Origin of the sequence: Exiguobacterium sp. s95 (genome assembly GCF_018618655.1) — a bacterium.
Lineage (GTDB): Bacteria > Bacillota > Bacilli > Exiguobacteriales > Exiguobacteriaceae > Exiguobacterium_A > Exiguobacterium_A oxidotolerans.
In genome coordinates, this window is record NZ_JACSMM010000002.1 from 389,128 (window position 1) to 402,449 (window position 13,322).

Annotated in this window: 8 protein-coding genes; all 8 read left to right on the forward strand. The window is 48.6% G+C overall.

What is annotated here, in order from left to right; all coding sequences use genetic code 11:
- Positions 1 to 53 precede the first annotated feature (53 nt).
- The 8 genes from hemA (at position 54) to KNP99_RS06635 (ending at position 13,320) form a co-directional block, all read left to right on the forward strand.
- Positions 54 to 1,394 (forward strand): glutamyl-tRNA reductase, encoded by a 1,341-nt coding sequence (hemA, locus tag KNP99_RS06600; RefSeq protein ID WP_088837554.1) that lies wholly within the window; start codon positions 54 to 56, stop codon positions 1,392 to 1,394.
- 82 nt (positions 1,395 to 1,476) lie between these two features.
- Positions 1,477 to 2,403 carry a hydroxymethylbilane synthase gene (hemC, locus tag KNP99_RS06605; protein ID WP_088837553.1) on the forward strand — a complete coding sequence of 309 codons (927 nt, stop codon included), beginning with the start codon at positions 1,477 to 1,479 and terminating at the stop codon, positions 2,401 to 2,403.
- The gene (locus KNP99_RS06610) at positions 2,393 to 3,079 is read left to right on the forward strand and encodes a uroporphyrinogen-III synthase (RefSeq protein WP_215193122.1); all 687 of its coding nucleotides are present in this window, start codon (positions 2,393 to 2,395) and stop codon (positions 3,077 to 3,079) included. The genes hemC and KNP99_RS06610 overlap by 11 nt, the downstream gene beginning before the upstream one ends.
- Positions 3,076 to 4,065 carry a porphobilinogen synthase gene (hemB, locus tag KNP99_RS06615; protein WP_214810634.1) on the forward strand — a complete coding sequence of 330 codons (990 nt, stop codon included), beginning with the start codon at positions 3,076 to 3,078 and terminating at the stop codon, positions 4,063 to 4,065. Before KNP99_RS06610 ends, hemB begins: the two co-directional genes overlap by 4 nt.
- Positions 4,062 to 5,372, forward strand: coding sequence for a glutamate-1-semialdehyde 2,1-aminomutase (hemL, locus tag KNP99_RS06620; RefSeq protein WP_214810636.1), 1,311 nt, complete (start codon positions 4,062 to 4,064; stop codon positions 5,370 to 5,372). Before hemB ends, hemL begins: the two co-directional genes overlap by 4 nt.
- Before the next feature lie 334 nt (positions 5,373 to 5,706).
- Positions 5,707 to 8,343: a valine--tRNA ligase gene (locus KNP99_RS06625; protein ID WP_214804387.1), complete on the forward strand. Its 2,637-nt coding sequence runs from the start codon at positions 5,707 to 5,709 to the stop codon at positions 8,341 to 8,343.
- 56 nt (positions 8,344 to 8,399) lie between these two features.
- Positions 8,400 to 9,650 (forward strand): bifunctional folylpolyglutamate synthase/dihydrofolate synthase, encoded by a 1,251-nt coding sequence (locus tag KNP99_RS06630; protein WP_215193123.1) that lies wholly within the window; start codon positions 8,400 to 8,402, stop codon positions 9,648 to 9,650.
- A gap of 73 nt (positions 9,651 to 9,723) precedes the next feature.
- Positions 9,724 to 13,320, forward strand: a complete 3,597-nt coding sequence (locus KNP99_RS06635; protein WP_215193124.1) for a DUF5057 domain-containing protein — start codon at positions 9,724 to 9,726, stop codon at positions 13,318 to 13,320.
- Positions 13,321 to 13,322: the final 2 nt, after the last annotated feature.

Consider the following 13,322-nt stretch of genomic DNA (forward strand, 5'->3'; position numbering starts at 1 on the left):
AGAGAACAAAAGATAGAGGAGAATGAAATCTTTAGACGTAAGGGGTAGAGCGCATGCATATCGTAGTTGTCGGTTTAAATAATAAGACGGCGCCTGTATCAATACGCGAACAAGTCTCATTTGGGGAACATGAGATGAAGGGAGCGGTCGTGGCGTTACGAGATGAAAAGAGTATTTTCGAGAGCGTCATCGTGTCGACTTGTAACCGGACCGAATTATATGTCGTGACGGATCAACCACACACAGGACGCTACTATACAAAACGTTTTCTTGCGAACTGGTTCGGTTTGACGATGGAAGAACTTGAACCGTATTTATTCATCCATGAAGGGTTTGATGCGATGAAGCACTTGTTCCGAGTGACGAGTGGTCTCGATTCGATGATCGTCGGGGAAACGCAAATTTTAGGTCAAGTGAAGACAAGTTTCTTTACAGCGCAAAAATTAGAAACGACGGGAACGGTCTTCAACAAACTATTTAAGGAAGCGGTAACGCTTGCGAAACGTGCCCATGCTGAAACAGGAATCGGGGAGAGTGCCGTTTCTGTCAGTGCTGCTGCCGTGACACTTGCAGAACAATTGCTCGGTTCTCTTGAAGATAAATCAATTGTCGTCATCGGTGCCGGTGAGACAGGTGAATTGACGACGTTGAACTTGTATGAGGCCGGTGCGCGAGATATCACGGTCTTTAACCGAACGCTTGCGAAAGCAGAAGAAGTTGCGAATCGTTTCGAAGGGTCTGCACATTCGATTAACGAAATGCAATGTGGTCTTCTTCGCGCTGATATCGTCATTTCTTCTACCGGTGCCAAACGGGCGATCATCAAGCGGGAAGATATCGCCGCTGCTCAACTGTTCCGCAGTGACCGTCCCTTCCTGTTGATCGACATCGCGGTACCACGTGATATCGAGCCGACAGCGGGTGACTTACCTGGTGTTCATTTATATGACGTCGATGATTTAACATCAATCGTCCAACAGAACATGGCGGAACGGATGAAAGAAGCGGCTAAAATCGAGTTACGGATTGAAGCTGCCATCGCTGAGTTTGAAGGATGGATGACGACGCTTGGTGTCGTTCCAATCATTACGGAACTGCGCGATCAATCGCTTAAAATTCAGCAAGAGACGATGCAAAGCCTCGAACGGAAACTGCCGGACATGTCGGCCCGTGAAAAAGCCGTCATCGGAAAACACATGAAATCAATTATCAATCAATTATTACGTGAACCGCTCTCATACATTAAAGATGCCGCGGCAAAACCAGATGCAGAACAACGCATTGCACAGTTCATGGACACCTTTGCACTCGATGAAGAACTGTTTGATTCGTCGGTCGAAGACGTCGTGTTACAAGACGAAACTTCTGAACCACGCAAAGCTGTGAATCGGTGAACAAAGCTGTAATTGTGTTACAATAGAAAAGCATGGGGCGGACTTGTGCCGCCCCTTTATTATTGTACAGGGGGATTTTAGCATGCGAAAAATCATAGTAGGTTCACGCAGTTCGAAACTAGCGATGACACAGACGAAATGGGTCATCGAGCAATTGAAACAAGCGGGTGCTCCATATGAATTCGAAATCAAAAACATTATCACTAAAGGGGACCGCATCCTTGATGTGACATTGTCTAAAGTCGGCGGGAAAGGATTGTTCGTCAAGGAAATCGAACAACAGATGCTGGATGAAGAAATCGACTTCGCTGTCCATAGCATGAAAGATCTTCCGTCAGAACTTCCGGCAGGTCTTATCATCGGATCAACACCTGCACGTGTCGATGCACGGGATGCGCTCATCACAACAACAGGCGGCGGACTTGCGACCCTGCCTGAAGGTGCTACGGTCGGGACGAGCAGTTTACGCCGCGGCTCACAATTGCTTAAACTTCGTCCGGATTTGAAGATTGAATCGATTCGCGGAAACATTGATACACGTCTCGAAAAGTTGAAGACAGGACCATTCGACGGGATTTTACTTGCGGCAGCTGGTCTGCAACGGATGGGGTGGTCAGATGAAATCGTCTCGGAATACATTTCGACGGACGAGATGATTCCTGCTGTCGGTCAAGGTATCTTGGCAATCGAATGCCGTGAACAAGACCAGGAAATCCGTGATCTTTTAAATTTAATTCATGATCAAATGACTGAAAAAGTGGCCTTTGCCGAGCGGTCATTCTTATCCGCGATCGAAGGAAGCTGTCACGTCCCGGTTGGTGGTTTTGCGACGATCAACGAAGATTTATCGACGACACTCGTCGGTTTCATCGGTTCAGTCGATGGGACACAAATCTTGCTCGAACGCGAAACTTCGCTTGACCCGATGCAACTCGGTCAACTCGTCGCGGATCGGTTACTCGATGCCGGCGGTCGCGAAATTCTTGCATCGTTGCCGGATGACTTATAAACGGCTTGTCCTGACCGGGAGTCGGCCACCGAACTCGCAGCAAGTGCAGCGTTTAGCGGAACGACAGATTGAAGTCATTCACGAACCAAGTATCGAGACGGTACCGGTTGCATTCGAATTGCCGCCGGCACTTGATTGGTTGGTCGTGACGAGCCCGACAGGCGTCGAACGAATCGAGGCCGATTTACCACGATTACAAAAAACGAAAATTGCTGTTGTTGGTACAAAAACGGCACAGGCTCTTGAACAGGCAGGTCGAAGCGCGGATTTCATTCCATCTGCTTTTACGGGTGATGTGCTCGTCGACGAGTTACAACATCAACTATTGGCGAAGCAACGGATCTGTTTTGCCCGTGGGAATCGGTCGCGCCAAGAACCACTCGAACGCTTAAAACAATTCGTCTCAGCTGACGTCTCCGAAGTCGTGACGTATGAAACGAACATCCGACAGATTCCGAGAGAACGTTTGTCTGGCGCAACTTATATCGGATTACAAAGTCCATCTGCCGTCGAAGCACTGGCTTCGTTAGCTCTTCAAACGCATGCGACGTATATCGCGATTGGTCCCGTCACAGAACAAGCTGCACAACGAGCAGGACTGAGACCTCTACGTAGCGCAAAGACGTTTACGCTCGACGGATTGATTGACTGCATTTTAGAGGAGGAACTGGAATGAACACATTAGAATTCGCACGCCACCGCCGTTTACGAAATACGGCTTCACTTCGCTCGCTCGTACGAGAAAATCATTTGCATAAATCAGACTTGATTTATCCACTGTTTATCGCAGAAGGAGAAGACATTAAGCGTGAAGTCAGTTCGATGCCTGGTGTGTTCAACTTGTCACTTGACCATCTCGAAGCAGAAATCAACGAGATCGTTGCGCTTGGCATCGAATCCATCATTCTGTTCGGTGTCCCGCATGATCACTTAAAAGATGAACAAGGCACAGGAGCATTCCATGATCACGGAATTGTTCAAGAAGCCACACGTCTCGTCAAAAAACTCGCACCACAGTTGACAGTCATCGCGGATACGTGTCTCTGTGAATATACATCGACAGGGCATTGCGGTATCGTCGCGGACGGCACGGTCGATAATGATGCATCACTTCCATTGCACGTCCAAACAGCCGTCTCACAAGCACGCGCTGGTGCAGACATCATTGCTCCGTCCTCGATGATGGACGGTTTTGTTGCTGCGATCCGTCAAGGGCTTGATGAGAATGGGTTCAGCCATATTCCGGTCATGAGTTATGGCGTTAAGTACGCTTCTGCCTATTATGGGCCATTCCGTGACGCAGCCAATTCAGCACCGGGTGAAGGTGATCGTAAAGGATATCAAATGGATCCGGCGAACCGCCGTGAAGCATTCCGGGAAGCAACGTCTGACGTAGAACAAGGGGCAGACTTCATGATTGTCAAACCAGCGCTTGCCTTCATGGACATCATTCGGGACGTGCGCGAGCGGATTGATTTACCAATCGTCGCCTACAACGTCTCAGGGGAATATGCCATGGTCAAAGCAGCGGCACTCAACGGTTGGATTGATGAAGAACGAATCGTCATGGAGACGATGCTTGGCTTTAAACGTGCTGGAGCAGATTTAATCATCACGTATTTCGCGAAAGACATCTGTCGTTACTTGGAGGGATCGAAATGAGCTTAACCAATCAGAACTCAAAATCAAAAGCTGCCTTTGAGCGGGCATTACCACTCATGCCTGGTGGCGTGAACAGTCCAGTCCGTGCCTATAAATCAGTTGGTATGACACCAATCTTTGCCGAACGGGCAAGTGGTTCAAAATTATACGATATCGATGGGAAAGAATACATCGATTACGTTTTATCATGGGGACCGATGATTTTAGGTCACGCCGATCCGATCGTCACGGCGGCGATTCAAGAACAGGCAACACGCGGTTGGAGTTACGGGACACCAACTGAAATCGAGTCAGCGATGGCAGAACTCGTCATCAGTCGTGTCCCGTCCGTCGAGGTCGTCCGGATGGTCAACTCGGGGACGGAAGCAACGATGGCGGCATTACGTCTCGCGCGTGGGTTTACAGGCAAAACGAAAATCCTGAAATTTGAAGGATGTTACCACGGACACGGCGATTCGTTGTTGATTAAAGCCGGTTCAGGCGTCGCGACGCTCGGTCTTCCCGATTCACCGGGAGTTCCGGCACAAATCGCCAGCATGACGTTGACGGTTCCGTATAACGACATGGACGCTGTCCGGACTGCCTTTGAAAAACATGGTGACGATATCGCAGGTGTCATCGTTGAACCGGCAGCAGGGAACATGGGCTTCGTCCCGCCGGCAGCCGGATTCCTCGAAGGGCTTCGTGAAATCACGGAAGCACACGGTACGTTATTAATTTTCGACGAAGTCATGACGGGTTTCCGTGTCGGTTTCAACTGTGCCCAAGGATACTTCGGTGTCACGCCAGACATCACATGTCTCGGTAAAGTCATCGGTGGTGGTATGCCCGTCGGTGCCTACGGTGGACGCCGTGACATCATGGAGCAAATCGCGCCGCAAGGTCCAATCTATCAGGCAGGTACCCTGTCGGGGAATCCGCTTGCGATGGCAGCGGGGCTTGCGACCTTAACGCAATTAAAACCGGAGCACTATGAAGAATTTGACCAAAAAGCAAATCGTCTAGCAGAAGGCTATTTACAGGCTGCTGCGAAATATAACATTCCGTTGACGACGAACCGGGCCGGAGCAATGTTCGGTGTCTTCTTCACTAATCAACCCGTGACAAATTTCGAACAAGCGAAAACATCGAACCTCGAGATGTTCCGTTCGTACTATCAAAAGATGGCGGCGCGCGGAATCTTCCTCCCACCGTCACAATTCGAGGGACTCTTCTTATCGACCGTCCACTCGGATGATGATATCAAACGGACGATTGAAGCCGTTGAACTGACGTTCAAAGAACTCCAGGTCGAATTTAGCCGTTAAGGAGTTCTTGACGGGTGATGGACGTCTCGGATAAAATAAGGAAAGAATAATTTGGAAACAGCGTTGACGGGAAGAGTAGTCAGACAACAGACTGTAAGAGAGAACACATCCACCGGCTGAGAGATGTGACAGTGTGTCCTGACGAAGGTCACCCCACGAGCTGGTATCGTAAGCGCGAGCGAGCGATATCCGGATTCCGCACGTTACGCGGGCTAGAGGGCACTCCCGTTTTCGGGGTGAACTAAGGTGGTATCGCGGAAGAGCAACGGCTTCTTTCGTCCTTAGATGAGGACGAGAGTAGCCGTTTTTATTATGGATAAAAGGAGCGATTTAGATGCAGGAATTATCAATGCCGACGAAATATGATCCGCAGGCGACGGAAGAAAAATGGTACGATTTTTGGTTGGAAGGGGAATATTTCAAAGCCGATCAAGATCCGGAGAAAGCACCGTACACGATCGTCATCCCCCCACCGAACGTGACAGGGAAACTACACCTCGGTCATGCTTGGGATACGACACTGCAAGACATGCTGACACGAATGAAACGGATGCAAGGGTTCGACGTCCTGTATTTGCCGGGAATGGACCACGCGGGAATCGCGACGCAAGCGAAAGTCGAACAAAAATTGCGGGCAGAAGGACAATCGCGCTTAGAAATGGGACGTGAGAAATTCCTCGAACAATCATGGGCATGGAAAGAAGAATATGCGTCAACGATTCGTGCGCAATGGGCGAAACTCGGACTTGGTCTGGATTACTCACGCGAGCGCTTTACGCTCGACGAGGGTTTATCTGAAGCGGTCCAGGAAGTATTCGTTAAGCTGTATGAAAAAGGTTTGATCTATCGTGGCGAATACATCGTCAACTGGGACCCGGCGACGAAAACTGCGATTTCCGATATCGAAGTCATCTATAAAGATATCGAAGGTGCGTTCTACCACCTCAGCTATCCGTTGACGGACGGAACAGGTCACGTTGAACTCGCGACGACGCGCCCGGAGACGATGCTTGGGGATACGGCAATCGCCGTCAATCCGAAAGATGAGCGTTACGCTCACCTCGTCGGTAAAACGATCACGCTCCCGATCGTCGAACGAGAAATTCCGATCGTCGCTGACGAATATGTCGATATGGAATTCGGAACAGGTGTCGTTAAAATCACGCCTGCCCATGACCCGAATGACTTTGAAGTGGGGAACCGTCATGACTTACCACGTGTCCTCGTCATGAACGAAGACGGAACGATGAACGAAAACGCCGGTAAATACGAGGGTATGGATCGCTTCGAGTGCCGCAAACAAATTGTCGAAGATTTGAAAGCCTCGGGCGTCTTGATTAAAGTCGAGCCGCACCTGCACTCGGTTGGTCACTCGGAACGGTCGGATGCAGTCGTTGAACCGTACTTGTCGCTGCAATGGTTCGTCAAGATGGAGCCACTCGCTGAAAAAGCACTTGCTGAACAACAGGGCGAGGATAAAATCAACTTCGTCCCACAACGGTTCGAAAACACCTACGTCCGCTGGATGGAGAATATCCGTGACTGGTGTGTCAGCCGTCAACTCTGGTGGGGACACCGTATTCCAGCCTGGTATCATAAAGAAACAGGTGAAGTGTTCGTTGGGAAAGAAGCACCTGCCGACATCGAAAACTGGGAGCAGGACAACGATGTCCTCGATACGTGGTTCTCGTCAGCGCTCTGGCCGTTCTCGACGATGGGTTGGCCGAATACGGATGCTGCGGACTACCAAAAATACTTCCCGACGTCGACACTCGTTACGGGGTACGACATCATCGCCTTCTGGGTATCGCGGATGATTTTCCAATCGTATGAATTCACAGGCGAACGTCCATTCAACGATGTGTTGATTCACGGTCTGATTCGTGACTCGGACGGACGGAAGATGTCGAAATCACTCGGGAACGGAATCGATCCAATGGACGTCATCGAAAAATATGGTGCCGATTCACTCCGTTGGTTCTTAACGACAGGTTCGACGCCAGGAAACGACCTACGTTTCTATTGGGAAAAAATCGAAGCGACATGGAACTTCTCGAATAAATTGTGGAACGCAAGCCGTTTCGCACTGATGAACATGGATGGTCTGACGTATGAAGAAATCGATCTGACGGGCGAAAAATCATTAGCCGATCAGTGGATTTTGACACGTCTGAACACGACGATTGCTGATGTGACACGATTATCCGATAAGTATGAGTTCGGTGAAGCCGGTCGAGTCCTCTACCACTTCATCTGGGAAGATTTCTGTAACTGGTACATCGAGATGGCGAAGTTACCGCTGAACGGTGAAGATGAGGCCGCTAAATTGACGACGCGTTCGATTCTTGCGTACACGCTCGACCAAATCATGCGTCTGATGCACCCGTTCATGCCGTTCATCACGGAAGAGATTTGGCAACACTTGCCGCATCAAGGAGAAACGATCACGCGTGCGGCTTGGCCGACACGTAATGAGACACTCGACTTCCCGCAAGCAGTGCCGGCATTCGAAGCTGTCCAAAATGTTATCCGGTCGGTCCGGAACATTCGTGCCGAAGTGAACGCACCGATGTCAAAACAAATCCAGTTGATGATTTCGACGAGTGACGACCAAGTACAGCATGACTTAGAGACGAACGTCTCGTACTTGAAGAAGTTTACGAATGCTTCCGAATTACTTGTCGAACGCAGCATGGCGGCACCGGAAAAAGCACTCAGTGCCATCGTGACCGGCGCAGAATTGTTCATTCCGTTGGCTGACTTAATCAACATCGAAGAAGAAATCGCCCGCTTGAACAAAGAACTCGTCAAGTATACGAAGGAAGTCGAACGGGTCGAGAAAAAACTCAACAACCCAGGTTTCGTCGGAAAAGCACCGGCACATGTCATCGAAGAAGAACAGGCAAAAGCACAGGATTATAACGAAAAACGTGCGGCAGTCGAAGCGCGGATCAACGAACTATCTCAATAATTTCAACAGTGGCTCAAGTTTCCTTGAGCCACTTTTTTTAAAGGAGCGGGGACAGAGTGGAGACGAGAGAAGACGTATTAGAGTGGTTGTCACGGTTACTGGCATTCGGTATCAAACCGGGACTAAGTCGGATGGAAGCGTTACTAGAAGAACTAAAGATTGATCCGGATGCTGTTCCGACGATCCATGTCGCGGGGACGAACGGGAAAGGGTCGACCGTCGCCTTCTTACGGGAGATGGGAATGGCGGAAGGGTTACACATCGGGACGTTTACATCCCCATACATCATTCAGTTCGAGGAACGGATCATGCTGAACGGAGTGCCGATTGCTGAAGCGGATCTCGTTAAGGCAGCAAATGCAGTGAAGCAAGCGATGACCGAGCTTGAGCCGACGATTGGTACAGTGACGGAATTTGAAGCGTTGACGGCACTTGCTTTCTATCATTTCAATCAAGTTCGGCCAGACTTCGTCATTTACGAGGTCGGACTCGGAGGGCTTTATGACTCGACGAACGTACTGAAGCAACCGATTGCTGCCATCATCACCTCGATTGGTCACGATCATCAAGCGATTCTCGGAGATACGCTCCAAGAGATTGCCCTTCAAAAGTTCGGCATCATCAAACGGGGAACATCGGTCATTGCCGGGAAACTGCAAGAGGAATTGACGGTCCCGTTGATGGCCTATTGTGGCGACCGGGCAGCGACGTTGAAGTGGAGTCAGGAAGCCATCGTCTCGTACCGACTGAATGCGACCGGAACATGGGCGACGTATGAAGGAATTCCCGAAACACGACTTGGACTCGAAGGGCACCATCAAGTCGAAAATGCAGCGAACGCCGTCATCTGTGCAAAGAAACTCGGTTGGTCGAAGACGGCAATTCGTCGTGGTCTCCGAAACGCCAAACATCCGGGACGGTTTGAGACGATTTCGCGCGAGCCGCGCATCATCTTAGACGGGGCTCATAATCCGGAAGGTGTTAAAGCGCTCGTCGACCGTCTAAAACAGGAAACAATGCCAATCGTCATCCTCTGTTCCATTTTGCGGGATAAAGATCGCCTTGCGATGATTAAACAATTTCAGGAAGTGACACCGACGATTATGGAGACGACGTTTGATTTTTCGCGAGCCCGGTCGCTAGAAGAGCTGACTGCGGATGGGGAAAATGTCATAGAACTCGATTCGTTTCTTGCTGAATACGAAGGAACCAATCAAACACTCATCGTAACAGGTTCTCTTTACTTCATCAGTGTCGTTCGTGAAAAAATACTGCGACAACGTTTTACAAAAAAGGGAAAACGCTAAAAGTCCTTGTATACTAAGGTTGGGGTAATATAGTCCTATATTTTATGATCTTACGACGAGGAGACGATGGAAGATGAAACGGTGGTTACGTCTGTTTTTAGTCAGTGTACTGATCTTTACGAGTTTTAATTATATACAGGAACCACATACGAAGGCTGCTGCGGCAGATAAGTTGAAAATTCTTGAAATCCGGGATGCATGGTCGACGACGAACCGGATTGATCCAAATACGACAATCACCTCATTGCTCAACGGGCTCGATTCGACCCGCTATGAGATTGAAATGATGACGGTCAAAGAATTGAACGCTTCTCGTTTTCCGTTAGATGGTGCGTTTGATGCTGTTGTCTTTGATCCATCCGTCTTCACAGGAACCGACCGTTATTCAATGACAATCTCGGATACGAAGAAAGCACATAATACGAGTAAGATTGAGAACGACATCACGAAGTTAAAAGGAAATGAAATCGTCAGTGCCTTCGTCAATAAAGGGCTGCCGGTTTTTCTACATCAAGATGTCTTGACACATACGTCAAGCAATTTTAATGCCATCTTTAAAGATCTTAAATCAAATGCATTGATGCGATATACGGATATTCAGACAGTCATGACGAAGTTAAAGACTCAAAAGGTCATCCGTCCGCGGCTAGAAGGTGTTTCCGTCAAACAAAACGGTGTGTCATTAACAGGAATTGATAAAGGGAAGTCAGCTGTTCCGAACGTTCCAATCGACTTCATGTACACGACGACGCTCGAGAACACGAATCAGTTAGCGCAACTGTATATCGACTTTGATAGCAATGACCAATTTGAAGAGTCGGAAAAGGTTGATGAGAAGCCGGCTACCAAAACGGGGGCATTGAGCTATAATTTCGATGCCCCGAGTTACACGGGACCGCGGAACTGGATGATCCGTGTGTCGAGTAGCGACGGACTGACCGACTACAAAACAGGTAGTTTCTTAATGAAGGACCAAGTCGCAGAAGCAAAAATCTTACAGGTGACGCGCAGTGGATCGACGGGTTCAATCAATGGCTTCATGAACACCGGTACGTTATTGAAAGAAACCGGGTACTATGATTTTAACGTCGAAGTCATTACGGCAGATACATTTAACAGTACGTACGCATCACGAAACTTAAATACGACGTACGACATGTTAATCTTTGGATTTCAAGATTCGTACGGAGCGGCGTCGCTGAATGATGCGGCCTCGAATGCAATCCTTGATTTCACGAACACCGGGCAAGGACTGATGTTGTCCCACGATACGATTTTCCGTCCAAGTCAGTCAGCGAATCCGGAACTGTTCTGGGAAAAGAAATTTGCCGGACTTGCCGGACAAAAGAACTTCACGAACATGGGGTACGGAGCACAGCGGACGTCAGGGAAGGCGGTCAAACAAAATGACGGTGTCATGACGTCGTATCCGTTTACGTTAGCGGATGAAGTCTCAATCGCAACAACCCATGACCAATACTTTGGTCTTGATTTAGAACAACCCGATTTAATTCCGTGGTACAACATTCGGGAAAATAGTACGGCTGATTCGAATCAGTCAGCCGGACGCACAATCGGCGATGCCCGTAACCATTACTACATGTATACAAAAGGCAATGTGACGTATTCTGGTGCAGGACATACCTCGACGTTCAACCAACAACAGGAAAAAGAACTGTTCTCGAACACGATGTACCGCGCCTTTATCGGGGCGAATCATAAACCGCTCATTAAAAATATCCTGCCAGCCAATCAAGCGAGTTATTTAGACAATGAACCAATCACGGTATCTTATAAGGTTAATGACTATGACTTACGCGATCGGGAATTGAAGACACGAATCTACATCGACAATGAAAAAGTGTATGAAAATAATAAACTAAAAAACAATTCGTTTGTCAGCCAAAGCTTCGATGCTAAGTTGACAGGGAAAACAACCGCGACAATCCGGATCGAAGCAGAGGATCAACGGGGGGCGAAAACGATTGAGACACGTACCGTCCAAATCGTTCAGCCATCCGCTTCATCTCCGTTCACGTTATCACGGTCAATCGATCCGGCAACGATTCCGCAAGGGGAAACAGCAACGATTACGTATACGGTCAAAACAAGCCCGATGCTTCAAAAAGATGCAATCGGTAACAACGGCTACATCATGGGACAATTTTCAGTAACGATGGAAGATATTTTGTTTACAGAAAACTTCCCGAGTAATGTCGAAGTCGTCTCAGCAACAGGTCTTAACGGTGCGAAAATCGTCAATCAAACATTGACGGGGAATGTACCGGACATCGAATATGATGAAGCGATTGAAGGGCTCCACAAAGGATTATGGATTGCAAAGCCGTCGGAACTGACTTTTACCGTAAAAGTACGAGCGAAGGATGCGGCAGGTGTTCATGTCTTCGATGAAAAAGAGAATACAATTGTTTCAACGAAGACCATTTACCGTGATAAAAAAAATGGCGTCGATAAATCGACTTCACTTGCGAACGATGTCCAGTCGTTCCCGAGACTAGGATATGCCTTATCGACCCGCTTTGCGACGGAAGCTAAAATTCCAGCTGTCCGGATGGATATCAACACGCCGTCTTATAAGGTATTGCCAGAAATCAATCCGGCAGGTAGCCAGTACGGCACATTGAGATGGTCGATTGAAGATACGAGCATTGCGAAGATTAACGATCAAGGCATCATCGAACCGAAGAAAATCGGAACGACGGAAATTAAATTGATTGTCCCCGTCGCGAATGGACGTGAGTTAGTCGCGACTTCGAAGTTGACGATTAACGATGTCTTTGGTGGATTGATCGTCCGTGGTGTACCAAGCGAGTTATACGTCGGACAGACGAAAGCGATGACGGGCGAAGCAGCCATGTTGTCCGGGACGGATGCACCGATTAAATGGCTTGTCACGAACAACGATTTAGTCGAGGCTACCGGTCTGACAACAGATGAGTTATCGCTAACAGGAAAAAAAACAGGCACAATGACCGTTCAAGCCGTTGTTCCGGCATCGAGCGGCAGCACGACCTATTTAGCACAGTCGCAAGTCTATACGATTGAAGTTAAATTACCGGAACTAGCCGTAACACCGAATAACCTAGAGTTATGGGTCAACACGACACAAGATGTCACGGCGACCTTTACACCGAGTATTCGATTACCGTTCACCGTTTCGACGTCTAGTCCGGCAATCGAACTCATTCAAACGGCGGCTGGTTACACAGTCAAGGGAATAACGGGGACACCGGCTGGTCCAGTCGACGCCTTATTGAAACTTCGAGATTTTACAGCGACACAAGCCATCACGAAAATCATGGTACGTGAAAATCCAACTGATTTGACGGCGAACGATTTAACACTTTCCATGCAGGATGTTCAAAAGCAGCCTGTCTTGAACTGGTTACCCGTGACGGCGACAGAGCGTTTTTATCGGTTGGAAGTGCTTCAGGGAAAAGAGTATGTGAAGATTGATTCATCGGCACAAGCCTTAAAACCGATTCGCCCAGGTGTCGCACGTGTCAAAGTGACGGCATTAAAAGCAGATCAATCGATCCTTGAAGTCATCAAAACCGGTGCGACGGAGAAACAACCGTTGACGGCGACCTTTAAAGTGACGATTTCTTCTGAAGGTTCGAACACTTCACCAGATACGGATGTCTATTAAGT